This window comes from Streptomyces sp. NPDC059201 (assembly GCF_042754585.1).
GTDB lineage: Bacteria > Actinomycetota > Actinomycetes > Streptomycetales > Streptomycetaceae > Streptomyces.
Genome location: NZ_JBHZBB010000011.1, coordinates 226,585 through 248,560 on the forward strand (window position 1 = coordinate 226,585; position 21,976 = coordinate 248,560).

Sequence of the window (21,976 nt, forward strand, 5' to 3'; positions counted from 1 at the left end):
TCACACCCATGCAGATCGCCGTCCTGCTCTTCGAGGGCTTCACCACGCTCGACGCCGTCGGCCCGTACGAGATCCTCTCCCGGCTCCCCGGGGCGGAGACCGTCTTCGTCGCCAAGGAGCCCGGCCCGGTCCGCAACGACCAGGGCAACCTCGCGCTCGTCGCCGACAAGGCCCTCGCCGACGTCCCGCACCCGGACATCGTCCTCGTCCCCGGTGGCCCCGAGACCCGGCAGGCCATGCACGACCCGGAGATCCAGGAGTGGCTGCGCACCGCCGACGCCACCAGCACCTGGACCACCTCGGTCTGCACCGGCTCGGTGCTCCTCGCCGCCGCCGGGCTGCTCGAAGGCCGCCGCGCGACCACCCACTGGCTGGCCTACGACGAGCTGCGCGAGCTGGGCGTCGAACCCACCGGCGACCGGGTCGTCTTCGACGGCAAGTACGTGACGGCGGCCGGCGTCTCGTCCGGCATCGACATGGGCCTGCACCTGCTCGGCCGGATCGCCGGCGACGACGTCGCCATGACCGTCCAGCTGCTCACCGAGTACGACCCGCAGCCCCCGTACGACGCCGGCTCGCCGGAGAAGGCCCCGGCCGAGCTGGTGGCGAGGTGGCGCGCCGAGACCACCGCCACGGCGGCCCAGGGCTGAGCCTCAGAGGCCGTACGTGAAGCGGGGCGGCCGGCGCTCCAGGAAGGCGGCGACACCCTCCGCGGTGTCGCCGCTGCCGCGCGCCTGCGCGGTCCAGTGCGCGTCCCGGTCGAGGCGCCCGTCGGCGAACTCCTTGGCCGCCGCCTGGGTGAGCAGCGAGCGGGAGACGAGGACCCGGCAGAACTCCTCGACCCGCTTCGCCAGCCCCTCGGCCGGGTGCGCCTCGTCCACGAAGCCGGTGCGCAGCGCCCGCTCGGTGTCGATCAGCTCGCCGGAGAAGAGCAGGTACTTGGCGGTGGCCGGGCCCACCAGGGCGGTCAGCCGCCGGGTGGAGGAGGAGGGGTAGACGATGCCGAGCTTCGCCGGGGTGATCCCGAAGAGGGTGCCCTCCGCCGCGAAGCGCAGGTCGCAGGCGCCGGCGAGCTGGCTGCCGCCGCCGACGCAGTAGCCGCGGACGGCGGCGAGGGTCGGCTTGGGGAAGGCGGCGAGCGCCTCCTCGGCGCGGACGGCCAGCGTCTGCTGCTCGTCGCCCGGCTCGCGCAGCGTGGAGATGTCCGCGCCCGCGCAGAAGGTGTCGCCCGCGCCGGTCAGCACCAGCACCCGGACCGCCGGGTCGGCGGCGAGGCGGTCGAGGACGCCGGGCAGCGCCCGCCACATCCCGGCCGTCATGGCGTTGCGCTTGGCGGGGTTGCTGATGACGAGGGTCGCGACCCCGTCCGTGACGCTGTCGACGAGCCGCGGTTCCAGGGTCTCCATGGGCCGGATGCTATCCACCGGTGCCGAACGTACGATCAGGAAGGGGTCGGCGTACGGCCCTGAGGAGGAGCGATGGCCAAGGACCCCCGGGACGACGGCCTCGATCCCGTGCGGGAGATGGAGCGCGAGGGGAAGCGGCTCGGCCGGAGCTTCGGCTGGCTCACCGCCCTGGGCACGCTGCTGGTGATCGGCGGACTCGTCGGCCTGGTCTACACCGGGTTCGCCACCCTGACCTCCATGTTCCTCTTCGGCTGGCTGCTCCTCGTCGGCGGCTTCGTCGGGCTGCTCCAGGCGGTGCAGTCCCGGGGCACCAGCTACTTCTGGCTCGCGGCGGTGGTCGCGGCGCTGAACCTCGCGGCCGGCCTGGTGGTGATCCGTCACCCGGAGGGCTCGGCCGAGGCGCTGACGATGTTCGCCGCCCTCCTCTTCCTCACCGGCGGGGTGTTCCGGCTGGTCGGCAGCGTGGTGGTGCGCGGCCCGCAGTTCGGCTGGACGCTCTTCCAGGGCGCCTTCGGGCTGCTGCTCGGTCTGCTGGTGCTCTTCGACTGGCCGGAGAGCAGCCGGTACGTCCTCGGCTGCTTCTTCTCCCTGGCGCTGCTCTTCGACGGCCTCGGCCTGATCGCGATCGGCGTCGGAGGCCGTAGGATCGTCGGCCTGGTCACCCCGCACCCCCACCCGGAACCGGAGCCGGAGCCGGAACCGCAGGCGGAGCCCGTAGAGCAGGCGGAGCCCGTACAGAAGACCGAGCCGGAGACGAAGCCGGACGGGAAGCCGGAGACGAAGCCGGAATCGGCCACGGATACGGAGCCGAAGCGCCCTCCGGAAAGCGGGCAGGATCAGTCGAACATCTGACGTCGGCATACTCCATCGATCAGAAGGTGGTCGATAGGTGTCGACTTCTGGTCAGTAGGTCGGGAGACCCCTCCGGATTGCCAAGACTCCCAGTGTGGCGAGAATCGAGCACGAGGGTGGGAACCGGACCATGGAGACCCGCGGAGGTGTCCCCGCCCGGCCACCGTCCTACGAAGGAGTCTGGCGCTTCACCGCTCCCGCGGTCGACGTCTCCGTCCCCCAGGCCCGGCACGCGGTACGCGACCTGCTGGCCCGGCAGGGAGTTCCGGTCCACGAGTCGATCCGGGACGGGCTGTTGCTGATCGTCTCCGAGCTGGTCACCAACGCCGTGCGGCACGCGGCGCTGCTCTCCCCGGAGATAGCGGTCGAGGTGGCCATCGGGCCGGAGTGGGTCCGGGTGTCCGTCGAGGACAACCATCCCTACCGGCCCAAGGCGCTGGAGGCGGACTACGGCCAGACCGGCGGCCGGGGGCTGCACCTGGTGAAGGAGATCGCCCTGGAGGCCGGCGGCGCCTGCGACGTCGAGCACACCGCGGGCGGCGGCAAGATCATCTGGGCGGCGCTGCCCCTGGCCCCGATGGCACCGGGGCCGGGGGCGCCGGACGGCCGGGTCACCAGCCCCCGGCAGGACCCGTCAGCTCCCTGATCGCCGGGCGCGCCGCGTCGAGCACCGTCATGAACCAGGCGGAGAACGGCGCGGCCGCGTGCCGCTCGTCGAGCTCGGCCGGGGTGACGAAGGCGTAGTCCCCGATCTCCTCCGGGTCCGGCTTCGGGGTGGCCTGCACCAGGCCGACGAAGAGGTGGTTGTACTCCTGCTCCACCAGGCCCGACGCCGGGTCCGGGTGGTTGTAGCGCACGGTGCCGGCCTCGCCCATCAGGGAGGGGGAGACGCCCAGCTCCTCGAAGGTGCGCCGGGCGGCCGCCGCGAAGGGCGCCTCGCCCGGGTAGGGGTGCCCGCAGCAGGTGTTCGACCAGACGCCGGGGGAGTGGTACTTGCCGAGCGCGCGGCGCTGGAGCAGCAGCCGGCCCTCCTCGTCGAAGAGGAAGACCGAGAAGGCGCGGTGCAGCAGCCCGGGGGCCTGGTGGGCGGCGAGCTTCTCCGCCGTACCGATGGTGTTCCCGGCCTCGTCGACCAGTTCCAGCATGATCGGCTCCGGGGTGGCGGACGGCTCCGCGCCGTTCGACGAGAGCTGAGACGCAAGCCCCGGCGCGATCGCGGCCGCGGTGCCCTGTGTGGTCGGCATACCCATCCTTCGCTTCGGTCCTCGGCCCCTGGGGGCGACCCCAGTCTGCCGTACAAAAGCGGCTTGTCCGCACTTCGGCGGCCGGAGCCCGCCGCTCCCACCGGACCGGAGTACACCGGCCGGGGGAGCGGCGGGATCCGTCAGGGGCAGGTCAGACCCCGAAAGCCGCCGGATAGGCGATCGTGCCCGCCGGGACCGGCGCGGAACCGTCCAGGACGAGCGCCATCATCGCTTCGTCCGGAACCTCGAAACCTGGCTTGATTCCATACTCGGACGCCCGTACGAAGCCGAACCGGGGGTAGTACTCCGGATGCCCGAGCACGAGCACCAGCGACTCGCCCGCGACCCGCGCCGCGTCGAGCACCGCCCGGGTGACGGCCTGTCCGGCCCCCGTCCGCTGGTGCTCAGGCGCCACCGAGACCGGCGCGAGTGCCGCCGCCGGCACCCCGCCCACCCGGCAGCGGGTGATCAGCGCGTGCGCGGCGACCGAACCGTCCGGGGCCTCGGCGACCACCGAGAGCCCGGGCAGCCAGGCGTCCGGGTCGGCGCGCAGGGCGTCGACCAGATCGGCCTCGGCGGGCGACCCGAAGGCCGCCGCGGTCAGCTCCCGTACGGCCGCGTGGTCGGCCGCCCGCTCGGGACGGGTCGGCCAGCGCGGGTCGGCCGGACGGAGCACCAGCCCCGCGTAGCCGTAGTCGCCGCCGTGGGCGCGGCGCATCTCGATCTCGGCCCGGGCGCCCGCCACGGCCCCCGCCATCCCCGGCACGGAGGTGTCGGCGGCGTCGGCGTGCGCGGCGAGCGGGACGTAGTACTCGTCCCAGTCGCCGTCGGGCTGGGTGAAGGCGCCGAGGACGTGGTACCCGGCCCCGACCGCGGCGGCGGAGAGCTCCGTGACCGTGCGGAGCGGATAGTGCTCGTCCCAGAAGGCGCGGGCCTCCGGGGCGGGGGTGTCGGTGGTCCACACGCACTCGGTCAGGACGAGCGTCCCTCCCGGCGCGAGCAGCCGGCGCCACTCGGCGAGCGCCCGGTCGAAGCCGAGCACGAAGACCGAGCTCTCGGCCCAGACCAGGTCGAAGGAGCCGTCGGGGTAGGGCAGCGCGCCCATGTCGCCCAGGACCGGACGGACCGCGTCGCCGAGACCGCGCGCGGCGGCCGCCGCGCGCAGCTCGTCGAGGAACGGCTCGTGGGTGTCGACCGCGGTCACCTCGGCCCCCGCCTCGGCGGCGAGGAGCAGCGCGGAGCGGCCGGGGCCGCAGCCCAGGTCGAGCACGCGCGGACGCTCGGGGAGCGGTCCCGCGAGCGCCAGGAGACGGCGGGTGGTGGCGTCCGAGCCCGGACCCTGCCGCGGAAGACCGTGGTGCAGGGCGAAGAAGGCGTCGCGGGACGCGGAAGCGTTCTGGATGTCGTTGTCGGACAACGTGGAAACCCTTGGTGTGAAAGGGTCCCGGCCGACGACGTGACGGACCGGTGGAAGAACCGGGATCAGGTCAGCCGGAGACCCGGGAGCTGAAGCTGGACCGGGTACGGCCGCGGACAGCGGCCTCCATCGCGACGGTCATCAACCTCAGCTCCTCTCACGCACGTGTTCGTACGAAGAGCATCTCACAGGTCGCGGGCCGCGGGTCGCGGGTCACAGGCAGAGCTTCGCCTCGTGCTCGGCGTGCCCGGCCGGCTCCAGCTGGAAGGTGCAGTGCTCCACGTCGAAGTGGTCGCCCAGGCAGCCCTGGAGCTGGTGCAGCATCTTCTCGTGGCCCACCGAGTCCAGCGCCCCCGCGTCCACCACCACATGCGCGGAGAGGACCGGCATGCCGGAGGTGATCGTCCAGGCGTGCAGGTCGTGCACGTCGTCGACGCCCGGCAGGGCCAGGATGTGGGCCCGTACCTCCGCCATGTCCACGCCCTTGGGCGCCGCCTCCAGGAGCACGTCCAGGGTCTCCCGCAGCAGCTTGAGCGTGCGCGGCACGATCATCAGGCCGATGACCAGGGAGGCGATCGGGTCGGCGTACTGCCAGCCGGTCGCCAGGATGATCGCCGCCGAGATGATCACCGTCACCGAGCCGAGCGCGTCGGCCAGCACCTCCAGATAGGCGCCCCGGACGTTCAGGCTCTCCTTCTGGCCCCGCATCAGCAGTGACAGCGAGACGATGTTCGCCACCAGACCGACCACGGCGAAGGCGATGGCCAGCCCGCCCTTGGTCTCGGCCGGCTCCATGAACCGCTGGACCGCCTCGTACAGCACGTACCCGCCGACACCGAGCAGCAGCAGGCAGTTCGCGAGCGCCGCCAGGATCTCCGCCCGGAGGAAGCCGAAGGTGCGGTTCCCGGACGGCGGCCGGTTGGCGAAGTGGATCGCGAGCAGCGCCATCGCCAGACCGACCGCGTCGGTCGCCATGTGCGCCGCGTCGGCGATCAGCGCGAGCGAGTCGGCGACGAGACCGCCGACGATCTCGATCACCATCACGGAGAGCGTGATCCCGAGCGCGATCCGCAACCGGTTCCGGTACGCGGCGCCCGCGGTGCCGCTCGGCGGCGTCCCCCCGTGGCTGTGCCCGTGGTCGTGTCCAGCCCCCATGACATGGCCTCCCAAGTCCTGTTCCAACGGTGCCCCAGGCCGCCAGTGAACTACGGGTGGGGGGTATGCGCAACACGATACTGAACACCGTTGTCATTGCTCTGACCTGCGACGATGCCCTCCGCTGCGCCATTCGTGCGATCACCTGCCGGAACGTCCTCCGAGGGGCCCCGGAGACCGGTTTGGAGGGCGGGCCGCCGATCACCGATGATGATCACGCGGAGCGCGGCGCACCCCGGCGGCGAGGGGTGGACCGAGGGGAGTCCGGCGTGCGAAGCCTCGGTGAACTCACGCTCCGTCCATCCGATAGCCTCAGCCGACGTGTCGCCGCCCGGTGCCGGGGCGCACCGACGTGGCCGGGCCCGCCAGGGACCCGCCGGCCCTCTGCCCGTTCCAAGGAGTGAGTTCGTCTGTCGACCGCCATCCTCACCGGCCCGCCGGCACCCGGATCCTCGCTCGACGGTGATCTGCGGTCCCTCGGCTTCGACGTCCGCCGGGCCGACGGCGCCGAGGAGGCCCGTACCCTCCTGGCCGCCGTCCCCGCGAGCGAGCGCGTCGCCCTCGTCGACTCCCGCTTCGTCGGGCACCCGCACGCCCTGCGCCTCGCGCTGACCGACCCCCGCTTCCCGGCCGCGGCCGTGCCCGGCGCGCTCTCCGCGCAGCCCGAGGCCCGTCCGGCCCTGGCCCGCGCGCTGACCGCCGCCCCGGTGCTCACCGCGCCGGCGGCCCCCGAGGCCGACCAGGACCTCGCCGGAGCCCTCGCCGACGCCCTCGACGCCGACGGCGTCGCCGTGCACCGGCCCGCGCTCGGCACCCTCGTCGCCACCGTCCCCGCCGACGCCGCGGCCCGCCACGAGGCCCGCGCCGCCGTCGACGCCGTCGACGAGGAGGCCGTCCGCCTCCGCTCCGCCGTGAAGGCCCACGACGGCTTCTTCACCACCTTCTTCATCAGCCCGTACTCGCGGTACATCGCCCGCTGGTGCGCCCGCCGCGGCCTCACCCCCAACCAGGTCACCACCGCCTCGCTGCTCACCGCCCTGATCGCGGCCGGCTGCGCGGCCACCGGCGAGCTCGGCGGCTACGTCGCCGCCGGCGTCCTGCTGCTGGTCTCCTTCGTCCTGGACTGCACCGACGGGCAGCTCGCCCGGTACGCGCTCAAGTACTCGACGATGGGCGCCTGGCTCGACGCCACCTTCGACCGGGCCAAGGAGTACGCCTTCTACGCGGGCCTCGCCCTCGGCGCGGCCCGCGACGGCGACGACGTGTGGACGCTCGCGCTCGGCGCGATGATCCTCATGACCTGCCGGCACGTCGTGGACTTCGCCTTCAACGAGGCGAACACGCCCGACGAGGCGACCGCGGGCACCACGGCCAAGACCGGCCTCGCCCTCTCCAGCCGGCTCGACGGCGTGGGCTGGACGGTCTGGGCCCGCCGCATGATCATCCTGCCGATCGGCGAGCGCTGGGCGATGATCGCCGTCCTCACCGCCGTCACCAGCCCCCGGATCGTCTTCTGGGCGCTGATCATCGGCTGCGCCTTCGCCGCCTGCTACACCACCGCGGGGCGACTGCTCCGCTCGGTGAAGCGGCGCGGCCCGCGCACCGACCGCGCCGCCGACGCCCTGGCCGCCCTCGCGGACTCGGGGCCACTGGCCCTGGGGATCGGCCGGGTCACCCGCCGCCTCCCGGCTCCGGCACCGGTCGCCGCGCTCCTCGCCGCCGCCCTGATGCTCGCCGTCGCGGCCACCGCCCCGGTCGGCGGCTGGGCCACCGTCGGCGCGGCGGGCGGCTACGCGCTCCTCGCCGGCATCGCCGTCCGCCGCCCCCTCAAGGGCGGCCTCGACTGGCTCCTCCCGCCGCTCTTCCGCGCCGCCGAGTACGGCACGATCCTGCTGCTCGCCACCCGATCGGACGTACCGCAGGCCGTCCCCGCGGCATTCGGCCTGGTCGCGGCGGTCGCCTACCATCACTACGACACGGTGTACCGCATTCGCGGAGGCACCGGCGCGCCGCCCGCCTGGCTGGTGCGGATCACCGGCGGACACGAGGGGCGCACGCTCCTGGTGACCGTCCTCGCCGCCGTCCTGGTGGACCGCGGCGACGACTTCACCCTGGCGCTCACCGCCCTGGCGGGCGCGCTCGCCCTCGTGGTGCTCGTGGAGTCCATCCGCTTCTGGGTCTCCTCCGGAGCACCCGCCGTTCACGACGAAGGAGAAACAGCATGATCGGCCTCGTTCTGGCAGCCGGTGCCGGACGGCGACTTCGCCCGTACACCGACACCCTCCCGAAGGCCCTCGTGCCGGTCGACGGTGACACCACCATCCTCGACCTCACGCTGAAGAACTTCGCCGAGATCGGCCTCACCGAGGTCGCGATCGTCGTCGGCTACCGCAAGGAGGCCGTCTACGCCCGCAAGGAGGCGCTGGAGGCCACGTACGGCCTCAAGATCACCCTCGTCGACAACGACAAGGCCGAGGAGTGGAACAACGCCTACTCCCTGTGGTGCGCGCGTGAGGTCCTCAAGCGCGGTGTGATCCTCGCCAACGGCGACACCGTCCACCCGGTCTCCGTCGAGAAGACCCTGCTCGCCGCCCGCGGCAAGGGCCAGAAGATCATCCTCGCCCTCGACACGGTGAAGCAGCTCGCCGACGAGGAGATGAAGGTCGTCGCCGCCGAGGGCAAGGGCGTCCAGAAGATCACGAAGCTGATGGACCCGGCCGAGGCGACCGGCGAGTACATCGGCGTCACGCTCATCGAGGCCGAGGCCGCCGAGGAGCTGGCCGACGCCCTGAAGACCACCTTCGAGCGCGACCCCGACCTGTACTACGAGGACGGCTACCAGGAGCTCGTCAACCGCGGCTTCACCGTCGACGTCGAGCCCATAGGCGAGGTCTCCTGGGTCGAGATCGACAACCACGACGACCTCGCCAAGGGCCGGGAGATCGCGTGCCGGTACTGACCCGACTGATCCCGTCGCCGGTCGTCGTCGACATCCGCAGGGGAGCGCTGGACGACCTGTCCGCGCTCCTCGCGGACCAGCGGATCTCCAGCAACGGCAAGATCGCCGTCGTCATCAGCGGTGGTTCCGGCCTGAAGCTGCGTGACCAGTTCGCCCCGGAGCTCCCGGGCGCCGACTGGTACACCGTCTCCGGCGGGACCATAGACGAGGCGGTCAAGGTCGCGGACGCCATGCGCGGCAAGCGGTACGACGCCGTGGTCGCCCTCGGCGGCGGCAAGATCATCGACGTCACCAAGTACGCGGCCGCCCGCGTCGGGCTGCCGCTGGTGGCCATCGCGACCAACCTGTCGCACGACGGCATCTGCTCCCCGGTGTCCACCCTGGACAACGACAACGGGCGCGGCTCCTACGGTGTGCCCACCCCGCTCGCGCTGGTCATCGACCTCGACGTGATCCGGGACGCCCCGGTCCGCTTCATCCGCTCCGGCATCGGCGACGCGATCTCGAACATCTCCGCCCTCGCGGACTGGGAGCTCTCCCACCGCGAGACTGGCGAGAAGATCGACGGGCTCGCCGCCGCCATGGCCCGCAGCGCGGGCGAGGCGATCCTCCGGCACCCCGGCGGCGTCGGCGACGACGACTTCCTCGTCACCCTCTCCGAGGGCCTGGTGATGTCCGGCATCGCCATGTCGATCAGCGGCGACACCCGCCCGTCCTCGGGCGCCTGCCACGAGATCAGCCACGCCTTCGACCTGCTCTTCCCGACCCGCGCGGCCAGCCACGGCGAGCAGTGCGGCCTGGGCGCGGCCTTCGCGATGCACCTGCGCGGTGCCCGCGAGGAGTCCGGCGTGATCGTGGAGACCCTGCGCCGGCACGGCCTGCCCGTGCTGCCGGAGGAGATGGGCTTCACGGTCGACGAGTTCGCGCGGGCGGTGGAGTTCGCTCCGCAGACCCGGCCGGGCCGGTTCACCATCCTGGAACACCTCGACCTGTCCACCGACGAGATCAGGGACGCGTACGCCGACTATGCCAAAGCCATCGGTAGCTGAGCTCCGCCCGGTCGTCCACCCTCCGGGTGTGAAGGACCGGCGGAGCGGCGAGCACTGGGGCGGCCGCCTCTACATGCGGGAGATCTCCCTCAGGATCACCCGCCGGCTGGCGGACACCCGGGTGACGCCGAACCAGCTGACGTACCTGATGACCCTGGCCGGCGTCCTCGCCGCCCCGGCGCTGCTGCTGCCGGGCGTGTGGGGCGCCGTGCTCGGTGTCGTCGCGGTGCAGCTGTACCTGCTGCTCGACTGCGTCGACGGCGAGCTGGCCCGCTGGAAGAAGCAGTACTCGCTCGCCGGGGTCTACCTGGACCGGGTCGGCGCCTACCTGTGTGACGCCGCCGTGCTCGTCGGCTTCGGCCTGCGCGCCGCCGACCTGTGGGGCGAGGGCCGGATCGACTGGCTCTGGGCCTTCCTCGGCACCCTGGCCGCGCTCGGCGCCATCCTGATCAAGGCCGAGACCGACCTGGTGGGCGTCGCCCGCCACCAGAACGGCATGGCCCCGGTCAAGGAGGCGGCCTCGGAGCCGCGCTCCTCCGGCATGGCGCTGGCCCGCCGCGCCGCCGGCGCCCTCAAGTTCCACCGGCTGATCCTCGGGATCGAGGCGTCGCTGCTGATCCTGGTCCTGGCCGTGGCCGACCACCTGCGCGGCGACCTCTTCTTCTCCCGGCTCGGTGTCGCCGTCCTCGCCGGCATCGCCCTGCTCCAGACCGTCCTGCACCTGGTCTCGATCCTGGCGTCCAGCAGACTGAAGTAGCGGTACCCCGGCCCGCCGCCCGCCGAAGATCGAACCGGCGTCCCGGCGGGCCGCCCGGATGGCGTACGGTGTGGCGGCGGACCCGGTGCCGGGGGCCGCCCACCGGTCAGCTGACATCGTGGCACCCCGATGTGCCGCACACCGTGAACACGAAAGTTTCGACTGTGAGTGACATGCACCAGGGCGGGGCGGTCGCGACGAGCGCGCCTCCGTCCTCCGTCGACGCGGGCCTGGCCCCGGGCGACCTCGCCGCGAAGTACGGCCTCGCGGTCAGCGGCGCCCGGCCCGGGCTGTTCGAGTACGTCCGGCAGCTGTGGAGCCATCGCCACTTCATCGTGGCCTTCTCCTCCGCCAAGCTCACCGCCCAGTACAGCCAGGCCAAGCTGGGCCAGGTCTGGCAGGTGGCGACCCCGCTGCTCAACGCCCTGATCTACTACCTGATCTTCGGGCTGATCCTGGGCGCGGGGAAGGGCATGGACAAGGACGTCTACATCCCCTTCCTGGTCACGGGCATCTTCGTGTTCACCTTCACGCAGAGCTCCGTCATGGCCGGCGTACGGGCGATCTCGGGCAACCTCGGACTGGTGCGGGCCCTGCACTTCCCGCGCGCCAGCCTCCCCATCAGCTTCTCGATCCAGCAGCTCCAGCAACTGCTCTTCTCGATGATCGTGCTCGTCGCGATCGTCATGGTCTCCGGCAGCTACCCGACGGCGAGCTGGCTGCTGGTGATCCCCGCGCTGCTCCTCCAGTTCGTGTTCAACGTGGGCCTCGCCCTGATCATGGCCAGGGCCGGCGCCAAGACGCCCGACCTCGCCCAGCTGATGCCCTTCGTCATGCGGACCTGGCTGTACGCCTCCGGCGTCATGTTCTCGATCCCCGTGATGCTCAAGGACAAGCCGCAGTGGATCGCGGACATCCTCATGTACAACCCGGCGGCGGTCTACATGGACCTGATCCGCTTCGCCCTCATCGACGGCTACGGCCCCGAGAACCTGCCCGACCACGTCTGGGCCACCGGCCTCGGCTGGGCACTGCTCCTCGGGATCGGCGGCTTCGTCTACTTCTGGAAGGCCGAGGAGAGGTACGGCCGTGGCTGACAGCATCCAGGGCGCCAAGACGCCCACCGTCATCTGCGACGACGTCCACATCGTCTACCGCGTCAACACCGGCGGCGGCGGCAAGGGCAGCGCCACGGCGGCCCTCAGCCGGATCGTCGGCAAGGGCAAGGCCGAGGTCACCCGCGGGGTCCGCAAGGTGCACGCCGTCCGCGGCGTCACCTTCACCGCCTACCGGGGCGAGGCCATCGGCCTCATCGGCACCAACGGCTCCGGCAAGTCCACCCTGCTGCGCGCCATCGCGGGCCTGCTCCCCACCGAGAGCGGCCGGGTCTACACCGACGGCCAGCCCTCGCTCCTCGGCGTCAACGCGGCGCTGATGAACGACCTCACCGGCGAGCGCAACGTCATCCTCGGCGGACTCGCCATGGGCATGAGCCGCGAGGAGGTCCACGCGCGGTATCAGGACATCGTCGACTTCTCCGGGATCAACGACAAGGGCGACTTCATCAGCCTGCCCATGCGCACGTACTCCTCCGGCATGGGCGCCCGGCTCCGCTTCGCCATCGCCGCCGCGAAGAACCACGACGTCCTCCTCATCGACGAGGCCCTCGCCACCGGCGACCGCAAGTTCCAGATCCGTTCCGAGGAGCGCATCCGCGAGCTGCGCAAGGAGGCCGGCACGGTCTTCCTGGTCAGCCACAGCAACAAGTCCATCCGGGACACCTGCGACCGGGTGCTCTGGCTGGAGAAGGGCCAGCTCCTGATGGACGGCCCGACCGACGAGGTCCTCAAGGCGTACGAGCGCGAGACCGCCCGCTGAACTCCGCGCCGCACCGCGTACCGAACGCCCCCCGCCACCGGCAGGGGGCGTTCCGGTTTTCGCCCCCGCGCCCCCGCCCGGAATGTTCATGCGGTCAACATCGGGCAGGATGAGCCCATGCCAGGGATCTCGGGCGGAAAGAACTACCACCACGGCGACCTGCGCAACGCCTTGATCTGCGCGGCCGTCGACCTCGCCACCGAGGGCGGCCCCGAGAGGGTCGTCCTGCGCGAGGCGGCCCGCCGCGTCGGCGTCTCGCCCACCGCCGCCTACCGGCACTTCGACGGACGCGGCGAACTGCTCCGTACCGTTCGCGCCCACGCCAGGGCCCGGCTCGCCGAGGCCATGGAGCGGGCCGCCGCCCGCGAGCCCGGCGCCGACGACCCCGTGCTCGCCGCCGAGCGCCGGCTCGCCGCCCTCTGCCGCGGCTACGTCGGCTTCGCCGTCGAGCACCCCGGCCTCTACCGCGCCGCCTTCGGCACCGTCCGCCCCGCCGCCGGGGGACCGCCGGCCGGCGCCCCCGCGCCCCCGGAGCCCGAGATCCGCGCCTTCGTCCTCCTCCGCGAGACCCTGGAGGCGCTCGACAGGACCGGCCGCAGGCCCGCCGCGGGCGCCGCCGCCTGGTCGGCCGTGCACGGCCTCTCGCTGCTCCTCCTCGAAGGCCCGCTGCGCCGGCTCTCCGCCCGGCGCCGCGACGACGTCGTCGAGACCACCCTCGCCATGGTCGTCTCCGGAGCCCGCCCCCGCTGACCTGCCCCCGCTGACCTGCCCCCCGAATGGCGACATCTCTCGTACAACGTAAGCTGTACCGGTCTGATCCAACATCGCCCCACGGCGCCCCCGGAACCCCCCGGCGGGCGCGTGCTCGTGCGCGGCGGCGTGTCCGAAATAGGATGGATTGGATCGGCAGTGTAGAACGGGAGATATGACGGCCATGACGCAGAATCTCCAGCTTCACGTGGGTGTCGCCGTCCCCGCGCCGGGCGCCGCCCGGTGACGGCTCCCCGGCACGTGCGCGCCGACGACCCCTCGCGCACCACACTCGGCAAGGCCGCGGACGAGAACTTCCCCGTGGCCCCCTTCTTCCTGCCCCGTGACTGGCGCGACGACCTCATGGCCGTCTACGGATACGCCCGCCTCGTCGACGACATCGGCGACGGCGACCTCGCCCCCGGCGGCGCCGACGCCGCCTTCCTTGGCCTCGGCCCCGACGAGGCCGCCGACCGGCTCCTCCTCCTCGACGCCTTCGAGGAGGACCTGAACCGGGTCTTCGACGGCACCCCCCGTCACCCGCTGCTGCGCGCCCTCCAGCCCACCGTCCGGCGCCGCGGCCTCACCCCCGGCCCGTTCCTCGGCCTGATCCAGGCCAACCGGCAGGACCAGCTCGTCCGCCGCTACGAGACGTACGACGACCTCCTCGCGTACTGCGAGCTCTCCGCCAACCCCGTCGGCCGGCTCGTCCTCGGCATCACCGGCACCGCCACCCCCGAGCGGATCCGCCGCTCCGACGAGATCTGCACCGCCCTCCAGATCGTCGAGCACCTCCAGGACGTCGCCGAGGACCTCGCCCGCGACCGGATCTACCTCCCCGCCGAGGACCTCAAGCGCTTCCACGTCACCGAGGACGAGCTCGCCCGGCCCACCGCCGGCTCCGCCGTACGCTCCCTCGTCGCCTTCCAGGCCGAACGCGCCCGCGCCCTGCTGCACGCCGGGACCCCGCTCGTCGGCAGCGTCCACGGCCGCCTGCGCCTGCTCCTCACCGGCTTCACCGCCGGCGGACTCGCCGCGCTCGACGCCATCGCCGCCGCCGGCTTCGACGTCCTCGCCGGACCGCCGAAGCCCACCAAGCCGAGCCTGACGCGCCAGGCGGGAGCGGTCCTGCTCCGGGCGCGCCGAGAGGGGGGAACGTGACCGTGGAGGAACTGACCCGGCCGTCCGCGCCGGTGCAGGCCGCGTACAGCTACTGCGAGGCCGTCACCGGACAGCAGGCCCGCAACTTCGCCTACGGGATCCGCCTCCTGCCCGCCGAGAAGCGGCAGGCCATGTCGGCCCTGTACGCCTTCTCCCGGCGGGTCGACGACATCGGCGACGGCACCCTCGCGCCCGAGGTGAAGCACGAGCGCCTGGAAGCCACCCGGACCCTGCTCGACCGGGTCCGCAAGGACGACGTCGCCGAGGACGACACCGACCCCGTCGCCGTCGCCCTCGCCGACTCCGCGCGCCGCTTCCCGATCCCCCTCGAAGGGCTCGACGAGCTGATCGACGGCGTCCTCATGGACGTCCGCGGCGCCACCTACCGGACCTGGGACGACCTCAAGGTCTACTGCCGGTGCGTCGCCGGCGCCATCGGCCGGCTCTCCCTCGGCGTCTTCGGCACCCAGCCGGGCGCCGCGGAGGCCGGACGCGCCGCCGAGTACGCCGACACCCTCGGCCTCGCGCTCCAGCTCACCAACATCCTCCGGGACGTCCGCGAGGACGCGGGCAACGGCCGCACCTACCTCCCCGCAGAGGACCTCGCCCGCTTCGGCTGCCAGGACGGCTTCGGCTCGGCCACCCCGGCGCCCGGCGCCGACTTCGCCGGGCTCGTCCACTTCGAGGTCCGCCGCGCCCGCGCCCTCTTCGCCGAGGGCTACCGGCTGCTGCCGATGCTCGACCGGCGCAGCGGCGCCTGCGTCGCCGCCATGGCCGGCATCTACCGCCGGCTCCTCGACCGCATCGAGCGCGACCCCGGGGCCGTCCTCCGCGGCCGGGTCTCGCTGCCCGGCCCCGAGAAGGCGTACGTCGCCGTCCGCGGCCTCTCCGGCCTCGACGCCCGCCACATCGCCCGCACCACCGTCAGGAGGCGCGCCTGATGCCCCCCACCGACGCCCCCGACACGCCGGGGCCGCAGGGCGTCCCCGCGGCCGCCGGTGACGTGCCCCGCGCCTCGCGGCGGGGCGGCGTGGACAGTGGCTCCTCGGGGGCGGTGCGGCCCAGTGCCGTCGTCGTCGGGGGTGGGCTTGCGGGGATCACCGCGGCGGTGCAGCTTGCCGACGCCGGGGTTGGCGTCACGTTGCTCGAAGGGCGGCCGCGGCTCGGTGGGCTCGCGTTCTCCTTCCGGCGGGGCGAACTGACCGTCGACAACGGGCAGCACGTCTACCTGCGCTGCTGCACCGCCTACCGCTGGTTCCTCGACCGCGTCGACGGCGCCCGGCTCGCTCCCCTCCAGGACCGGCTCGACGTACCCGTCCTCGACGTCGCCCACCCCCGCGGCCCCCGCCTCGGCCGGATCCGCCGCGACGCGCTGCCGGTCCCCTTCCACCTGGCCCGCAGCCTCGCCACGTACCCCCACCTCTCCCTCGCCGAGCGGGCCTCCGTCGGCCGCGCCGCCCTCGCGCTCAAGAAGCTCGACCCCGCCGACCCGGCCCTCGACGGCATCGACTTCGCCACCTGGCTCGGCCGGCACGGCCAGTCCGCCCGCGCCATCGAGGCGCTGTGGGACCTGGTCGGCATCCCCACCCTCAACGCCCCCGCCCCGGACGCCTCCATGGGCCTCGCCGCCATGGTCTTCAAGACCGGGCTGCTCACCGACCCCGGCGCCGCCGACATCGGCTGGGCCCACGTGCCGCTCGGCCACCTCCACGACACCCTCGCCGGCAAGACCCTCGACGGACTCGGCGTCCGGACCCTGCTGCGCACCAAGGCCGAGCGGATCTCCCGTACCGACGACGGCCGCTGGACCGTCGAGGTGCCCGGCGAGACCCTCCACGCCGACGCCGTCGTCCTCGCCGTGCCCCAGACCGAGACCCACGCCCTGCTCCCCGAGGACGCGCTCGACGACGCCGACCGGCTCCTCGACATCGGCACCGCGCCCATCCTCGACCTGCACGTCGTCTACGACCGCAAGGTGCTCAGGCGGCCCTTCTTCACCGCCCTCGGCTCCCCGGTCCAGTGGGTCTTCGACCGCACCGCGTCCTCCGGACTCACCGGCGGCGGCCAGTACCTGGCCGTCTCGCAGTCCGCCGCCCAGGACGAGATCGACGAGCCCGTCGCCGCGCTCCGCGAGCGCTACCTGCCCGAGCTGGAACGGCTGCTGCCCGCCGCCCGCGGCGCCGGCGTCCGCGACTTCTTCGTCACCCGGGAACGGACCGCCACCTTCGCCCCCACCCCGGGCGTCGGGCGCCTCCGCCCCGGTGCCCGCACCCGTGCGCCCGGCCTCTACCTGGCCGGCGCCTGGACCGCCACCGGCTGGCCCGCGACCATGGAGGGTGCCGTCCGAAGCGGCTTCAGCGCCGCGGGCGCCGCGCTCTCCGCCTTCGGCCGCCGCCACGACCATCCGCTACAGGAGGCGGCATGAGTGTGATCACAGGAACCAGAGGAGAGACCGTGCCGACCGTGCCCCCGGGGACCCCGGCCGTCGACACCGCGGACGTCAGCGCCCTGCTGGAGAGGGGGCGGACCCTGTCCACCCCCGTCATGCGGGCGGCCGTCGGCCGTCTCGCATCGCCCATGGACACCGTGGCCGCCTACCACTTCGGCTGGATCGACGCCCACGGCAACCCCACCGACGCCGACAGCGGAAAGGCCGTGCGCCCCGCGCTCGCCCTGCTCTCCGCCGAGGCCGCCGGCGCCGCGCCCGAGGTCGGCGTCCCCGGCGCCGTCGCCGTCGAGCTCGTGCACAACTTCTCGCTGCTCCACGACGACCTGATGGACGGCGACGAGCAGCGCCGCCACCGCGACACCGTGTGGAAGGTGTTCGGCCCCGCCCAGGCCATCCTGGTCGGCGACGCGCTCTCCGCCCTCGCCAACGAGATCCTCCTGGAGCTCGGCACCGTCGAGGCCGGCCGCGCCACCCGCCGGCTGACCACCGCCAACCGCAAGCTGATCGACGGCCAGGCCCAGGACATCTCCTACGAGCACCGCGAGCGGGTCACCGTCGAGGAGTGCCTGGAGATGGAGGGCAACAAGACCGGCGCCCTCCTCGCCTGCGCCGTCTCCATCGGCGCGGTCCTCGGCGGCGCCGACGACCGCACCGCCGACAAGCTGGAGGAGTACGGCTACCACCTCGGCCTCGCCTTCCAGGCCGTCGACGACCTCCTCGGCATCTGGGGCGACCCGGACGCCACCGGCAAGCAGACCTGGAGCGACCTGCGGCAGCGCAAGAAGTCGCTGCCCGTCGTCGCCGCCCTCGCGGCCGGCGGGGAGGCGTCCGAGCGGCTCGGCCGGCTGCTCGCCGAGGACGCCAAGTCCCCCGCCTTCGACTCCTTCACCGAGGAGGACTTCGCCTACCGCGCCGCCCTCATCGAGGAGGCCGGCGGCCGCGAGTGGACCGCCGAGGAGGCCCGCCGCCAGCACGCGGTCGCGCTCCGCGCCCTGCACGAGGTCGACATGCCCGCGCGGGTGCGCGACCAGCTGATCGCCCTCGCCGACTTCGTCGTCGTACGGAAGAAATGATCACCCACAGCCAGATATGAGTGCGCAGTCGCCGGCCGGTGCCACCCGGCACCGGCCGACGGCAGACCCGCAGGAGCAGAGGAAACCGACTGCCACGAAGGGGAAGCCATGACAGCGACGACCGACGGAAACGCCGGGGCCCTCGGCCCCCTCGCGCCCGCGGCCAGCACCGCACCACACCACCGCACCACCCCCGCGGACGGCCTCGCCGCCGCCCCCGGGCGCCTCGACGAGGCCGCCGCCCGCGCCACCGTCCGGGCCACCGACCACCTCCTCGCCCGCCAGGCCCCCGAGGGCTGGTGGAAGGGCGACCTCGAGACCAACATCACCATGGACGCCGAGGACCTGCTGCTCCGCCAGTTCCTCGGCATCCTCGACCAGGACACCCTCGCGGCCGCCGCCCGCCACATCAGGAGCCGGCAGTACGAGGAGGGCACCTGGCCCACCTTCTACGGCGGCCCCGGCGACGTCTCCGCCACCGTCGAGGCGTACGTCGCCCTCCGGCTCGCAGGCGACCGGCCCGAGGCCCCGCACATGGCCCGCGCCGCCTCCTGGGTCCGGGCCCACGGCGGGATCGCCTCCGCCCGCGTCTTCACCCGCATCTGGCTGGCCCTCTTCGGCTGGTGGCGCTGGGAGGACCTGCCCGAGCTGCCGCCCGAGCTGATCTTCCTGCCGAAGTGGTTCCCGCTGAACATCTACGACTTCGGCTGCTGGGCCCGGCAGACCATCGTGCCGCTCACCGTCGTCTCCGCGAAGCGCCCGGTGCGCCCCGCGCCCTTCCCGCTCGACGAGCTGCACACCGACCCGGACCGCCCGGCGCCGCGCCGCCCGCTCGCCCCGCTCACCGGCTGGGACGGGCTCTTCCAGCGCCTCGACAAGGCCCTCCACGTCTACCACCGGTTCGCCCCGCGCGGGCCGCGCCGGGTGGCCATGAACACCGCCGCCCGCTGGATCGTCGAGCGGCAGGAGAACGACGGCTGCTGGGGCGGCATCCAGCCGCCGGCCGTCTACTCGGTGATCGCCCTCCACCTCCTCGGCTACGACCTGGACCACCCGGTCATGCGGGCCGGACTGGAGTCCCTGGACCGGTTCGCCGTCTGGCGCGAGGAACCCGACGGCCCGGTGCGCATGATCGAGGCGTGCCAGTCGCCCGTCTGGGACACCTGCCTCGCCACCATCGCCCTCGCCGACGGCGGCCTGCCCGCCGACCACCCGGCGCTGGTGAAGGCCGTGGACTGGATGCTCGACGAGGAGATCACCAGGACCGGCGACTGGGCCGTGCGGCGCCCCGGACTCCCGCCCGGCGGCTGGGCGTTCGAGTTCCACAACGATAACTACCCGGACATCGACGACACCGCCGAGGTGATCCTCGCCCTGCGCCGGGTCCGCCACCCCGACCCCGCCCGGGTGGACGCGACCGTCGCCCGCGCCGCCCGTTGGACCGCCGGCATGCAGTCCGGCAACGGCGCCTGGGCCGCCTTCGACGCCGACAACACCAGCGTCCTGCCCAACAAGCTGCCCTTCTGCGACTTCGGCGAGGTCATCGACCCGCCCTCCGCCGACGTCACCGCCCACGTCGTCGAGATGCTGGCCTACGAGGGACGGGCCGACCACCCGCGCACCCGCCGGGGCGTCGACTGGCTGCTCGCCGAACAGGAGCCCAACGGCGCCTGGTTCGGCCGCTGGGGCGTCAACTACGTCTACGGCACCGGCTCGGTGGTCCCCGCCCTCACCGCCGCCGGACTCCCCACCTCCCATCCGGCGATCCGCCGGGCCGTCGCCTGGCTCGCCGCCGCGCAGAACCCGGACGGCGGCTGGGGCGAGGACCTCCGCTCGTACGACGACCGCTCCTGGATCGGCCGGGGCGCCTCCACCGCCTCCCAGACCGCCTGGGCCCTCATCGCCCTCCTCGCCGCCGGGGAGCGCGACTCCGAGACCGCCCGGCGCGGCGTCGCCTGGCTGGTGGAGACCCAGCACGAGGACGGCTCCTGGGACGAGCCGTACTTCACCGGCACCGGCTTCCCCTGGGACTTCTCCATCAACTACCACCTCTACCGGCAGGTCTTCCCGCTCACCGCGCTCGGCCGGTACGTGCACGGCGAGCCCACCCCCGGCGGGAGACCGTGATGGACCGCGACCGCCCGCCGGAGGACCCCGGGGCCGAGGCCCCGCCGCCGCTGCTGATCGCCTGCGCCCTCGGCATCGAACGCCTCGCCCTGCGCGGCGGCGAGCGCGAAGGCGCGCCCGGGCCCGTCCGGGTCGTGCGCACCGGCATGGGACCCGCCCACGCGACCCGGGGGGTGTCCCGGGCGCTGGCCCGCGAGGGCTGGGGCGGCGCCGCCGTCATCGCCTCCGGCTTCTGCGCCGGGCTCGCCCCCGGGATGCACCCCGGCGACCTGGTCGTCGCCGAGGAGACCCGCGACCCCGGCGGCGCCCTCGTCTGCGACGGGACCGACCTCCTCGTCAAGGCACTGGCCAGGGCCGTGCCCGGCCGGACCGTGCACACCGGCCCGCTGACCGGCTCCGACCACGTGGTGCGGGGCCCCGAGCGGGCCGCGCTGGCCGCCGGCGGGGCGATCGCCGTCGACATGGAGTCCGCCGCCACGCTCCGTACCGCACGGGCGGCCGGACCCCGCCCGCTTGCGGCCGTACGGGTGGTCGTGGACGCCCCCGAACACGAACTGGTCCGGATCGGCACCGTACGCGGGGGAATATCGGCCTTCCGTGTCCTCCGTGCCGTCCTTCCCGCTTTCTTCGAATGGCACCGTTCTCTGCTGCTCCCCAGGAGGTGAGCCGGTCATGGCCATGCCGCTCCGTCAGTCCGTCCGGGTCGGGACCTATCTCTTCGAACAGAAGCTCCGCAAGCGGGACAAGTTCCCCCTGATCGTGGAGCTGGAGCCGCTCTACGCCTGCAACCTCAAGTGCGAGGGCTGCGGCAAGATCCAGCACCCGGCAGGCGTCCTCAAGCAGCGCATGCCGGTCGCCCAGGCGGTCGGCGCCGTCCTGGAGTCGGGCGCCCCGATGGTCTCCATCGCCGGCGGCGAACCCCTGATGCACCCTCAGATCGACGAGATCGTGCGCCAGCTCGTCGCCCGCCGGAAATACGTCTTCCTCTGCACCAACGCGATGCTGCTGCGCAAGAAGCTCGAGAACTTCACCCCCTCGCCCTATTTCGCCTTCGCCGTCCACATCGACGGACTGCGCGAACGCCACGACGAATCGGTGGCGAAGGAGGGCGTGTTCGACGAGGCCGTCGCGGCGATCAAGGAGGCCAAGCGGCGCGGATTCCGCGTCACCACCAATTCGACCTTCTTCAACACCGACACCCCGCAGACCATCATCGAGGTGCTGAATTACCTCAACGACGACCTCCAGGTCGACGAAATGATGATCTCGCCCGCCTATGCCTACGAGAAGGCCCCCGACCAGGAGCACTTCCTCGGCGTCGAACAGACCAGGGAACTCTTCAAGAAGGCGTTCGCGGGCGGCAACCGGCGCCGCTGGCGGCTCAACCACTCGCCGCTCTTCCTCGACTTCCTCGAAGGAAAGGCCGACTTCCCCTGCACCGCCTGGGCGATCCCCAACTACTCCCTCTTCGGGTGGCAGCGCCCCTGCTATCTGATGAGCGACGGCTACGTCCCCACCTACCGGGAACTCGTCGAGGAGACCGACTGGGACAAGTACGGCCGCGGAAAGGACCCGCGCTGCGCCAACTGCATGGCGCACTGCGGCTACGAACCGACCGCCGTCCTCGCCACCATGGGCTCGCTCAAGGAGTCGCTGCGGGCGGTCCGCGAGACCGTCTCGGGCAACTGAGGGCCGGGCC

Annotated in this window: 21 protein-coding genes; 17 read left to right on the plus strand and 4 right to left on the minus strand. The window is 73.0% G+C overall.

The window, feature by feature from the left end:
- The first annotated feature begins 8 nt into the window (after positions 1 to 8).
- Positions 9 to 650 carry a DJ-1/PfpI family protein gene (locus ACFXMG_RS30745; RefSeq protein ID WP_383819991.1) on the plus strand — a complete coding sequence of 214 codons (642 nt, stop codon included), beginning with the start codon at positions 9 to 11 and terminating at the stop codon, positions 648 to 650.
- A gap of 3 nt (positions 651 to 653) precedes the next feature.
- Here the strand turns inward: ACFXMG_RS30745 and ACFXMG_RS30750 are convergent, their stop codons facing one another.
- Complete coding sequence (locus ACFXMG_RS30750; RefSeq protein WP_383819989.1) at positions 654 to 1,406, minus strand: enoyl-CoA hydratase/isomerase family protein; 753 nt, start codon at positions 1,404 to 1,406, stop codon at positions 654 to 656.
- Between the two features lie 72 nt (positions 1,407 to 1,478).
- Between ACFXMG_RS30750 and ACFXMG_RS30755 the strand changes: the two genes are divergently transcribed.
- Positions 1,479 to 2,258: a DUF308 domain-containing protein gene (locus tag ACFXMG_RS30755; protein ID WP_383819986.1), complete on the plus strand. Its 780-nt coding sequence runs from the start codon at positions 1,479 to 1,481 to the stop codon at positions 2,256 to 2,258.
- 130 nt (positions 2,259 to 2,388) lie between these two features.
- On the plus strand, positions 2,389 to 2,904 hold the full coding sequence (locus tag ACFXMG_RS30760; protein WP_383819985.1) for an ATP-binding protein: 516 nt from the start codon (positions 2,389 to 2,391) through the stop codon (positions 2,902 to 2,904).
- Here ACFXMG_RS30760 and idi read toward each other — a convergent pair.
- From idi to ACFXMG_RS30775, 3 genes are all read right to left on the minus strand, one after another.
- Positions 2,870 to 3,502, minus strand: coding sequence for an isopentenyl-diphosphate Delta-isomerase (idi, locus tag ACFXMG_RS30765; protein ID WP_383819983.1), 633 nt, complete (start codon positions 3,500 to 3,502; stop codon positions 2,870 to 2,872). The genes ACFXMG_RS30760 and idi overlap by 35 nt on opposite strands.
- A gap of 151 nt (positions 3,503 to 3,653) precedes the next feature.
- The gene (locus ACFXMG_RS30770; protein WP_384119885.1) at positions 3,654 to 4,919 is read right to left on the minus strand and encodes a GNAT family N-acetyltransferase; all 1,266 of its coding nucleotides are present in this window, start codon (positions 4,917 to 4,919) and stop codon (positions 3,654 to 3,656) included.
- Between the two features lie 213 nt (positions 4,920 to 5,132).
- Positions 5,133 to 6,074 (minus strand): cation diffusion facilitator family transporter, encoded by a 942-nt coding sequence (locus ACFXMG_RS30775; RefSeq protein WP_383818624.1) that lies wholly within the window; start codon positions 6,072 to 6,074, stop codon positions 5,133 to 5,135.
- Between the two features lie 410 nt (positions 6,075 to 6,484).
- Between ACFXMG_RS30775 and ACFXMG_RS30780 the strand changes: the two genes are divergently transcribed.
- The 14 genes from ACFXMG_RS30780 (at position 6,485) to hpnH (ending at position 21,966) form a co-directional block, all read left to right on the plus strand.
- Positions 6,485 to 8,299, plus strand: a complete 1,815-nt coding sequence (locus ACFXMG_RS30780) for a DUF5941 domain-containing protein (RefSeq protein WP_383818636.1) — start codon at positions 6,485 to 6,487, stop codon at positions 8,297 to 8,299.
- The gene (locus tag ACFXMG_RS30785; RefSeq protein ID WP_383818622.1) at positions 8,296 to 9,033 is read left to right on the plus strand and encodes a sugar phosphate nucleotidyltransferase; all 738 of its coding nucleotides are present in this window, start codon (positions 8,296 to 8,298) and stop codon (positions 9,031 to 9,033) included. Before ACFXMG_RS30780 ends, ACFXMG_RS30785 begins: the two co-directional genes overlap by 4 nt.
- Positions 9,021 to 10,082 carry an iron-containing alcohol dehydrogenase family protein gene (locus ACFXMG_RS30790; protein ID WP_383818620.1) on the plus strand — a complete coding sequence of 354 codons (1,062 nt, stop codon included), beginning with the start codon at positions 9,021 to 9,023 and terminating at the stop codon, positions 10,080 to 10,082. Before ACFXMG_RS30785 ends, ACFXMG_RS30790 begins: the two co-directional genes overlap by 13 nt.
- Positions 10,060 to 10,839, plus strand: a complete 780-nt coding sequence (locus tag ACFXMG_RS30795) for a CDP-alcohol phosphatidyltransferase family protein (RefSeq protein ID WP_383818618.1) — start codon at positions 10,060 to 10,062, stop codon at positions 10,837 to 10,839. The genes ACFXMG_RS30790 and ACFXMG_RS30795 overlap by 23 nt, the downstream gene beginning before the upstream one ends.
- Before the next feature lie 173 nt (positions 10,840 to 11,012).
- Complete coding sequence (locus ACFXMG_RS30800) at positions 11,013 to 11,936, plus strand: ABC transporter permease (protein ID WP_383818634.1); 924 nt, start codon at positions 11,013 to 11,015, stop codon at positions 11,934 to 11,936.
- Positions 11,929 to 12,717 carry an ABC transporter ATP-binding protein gene (locus tag ACFXMG_RS30805; RefSeq protein ID WP_383818616.1) on the plus strand — a complete coding sequence of 263 codons (789 nt, stop codon included), beginning with the start codon at positions 11,929 to 11,931 and terminating at the stop codon, positions 12,715 to 12,717. The genes ACFXMG_RS30800 and ACFXMG_RS30805 overlap by 8 nt, the downstream gene beginning before the upstream one ends.
- A 117-nt stretch (positions 12,718 to 12,834) precedes the next feature.
- The gene (locus ACFXMG_RS30810) at positions 12,835 to 13,467 is read left to right on the plus strand and encodes a TetR/AcrR family transcriptional regulator (protein ID WP_383818614.1); all 633 of its coding nucleotides are present in this window, start codon (positions 12,835 to 12,837) and stop codon (positions 13,465 to 13,467) included.
- A 243-nt stretch (positions 13,468 to 13,710) separates the two neighbouring features.
- Entirely contained in the window at positions 13,711 to 14,628 is a 918-nt protein-coding gene (gene hpnC / locus ACFXMG_RS30815) for a squalene synthase HpnC (protein WP_383818612.1), read from the plus strand.
- On the plus strand, positions 14,625 to 15,569 hold the full coding sequence (hpnD, locus tag ACFXMG_RS30820) for a presqualene diphosphate synthase HpnD (RefSeq protein ID WP_383818610.1): 945 nt from the start codon (positions 14,625 to 14,627) through the stop codon (positions 15,567 to 15,569). The genes hpnC and hpnD overlap by 4 nt, the downstream gene beginning before the upstream one ends.
- Positions 15,569 to 17,053, plus strand: coding sequence for a hydroxysqualene dehydroxylase HpnE (hpnE, locus tag ACFXMG_RS30825; protein WP_383818608.1), 1,485 nt, complete (start codon positions 15,569 to 15,571; stop codon positions 17,051 to 17,053). The genes hpnD and hpnE overlap by 1 nt, the downstream gene beginning before the upstream one ends.
- The gene (locus ACFXMG_RS30830) at positions 17,050 to 18,150 is read left to right on the plus strand and encodes a polyprenyl synthetase family protein (RefSeq protein ID WP_383818606.1); all 1,101 of its coding nucleotides are present in this window, start codon (positions 17,050 to 17,052) and stop codon (positions 18,148 to 18,150) included. Before hpnE ends, ACFXMG_RS30830 begins: the two co-directional genes overlap by 4 nt.
- A gap of 108 nt (positions 18,151 to 18,258) precedes the next feature.
- Entirely contained in the window at positions 18,259 to 20,277 is a 2,019-nt protein-coding gene (gene shc / locus ACFXMG_RS30835; protein ID WP_383818603.1) for a squalene--hopene cyclase, read from the plus strand.
- Complete coding sequence (locus ACFXMG_RS30840) at positions 20,277 to 20,942, plus strand: 1-hydroxy-2-methyl-2-butenyl 4-diphosphate reductase (RefSeq protein WP_383818601.1); 666 nt, start codon at positions 20,277 to 20,279, stop codon at positions 20,940 to 20,942. Before shc ends, ACFXMG_RS30840 begins: the two co-directional genes overlap by 1 nt.
- Before the next feature lie 7 nt (positions 20,943 to 20,949).
- Complete coding sequence (gene hpnH, locus ACFXMG_RS30845; RefSeq protein ID WP_383818599.1) at positions 20,950 to 21,966, plus strand: adenosyl-hopene transferase HpnH; 1,017 nt, start codon at positions 20,950 to 20,952, stop codon at positions 21,964 to 21,966.
- Positions 21,967 to 21,976 lie beyond the last annotated feature (10 nt).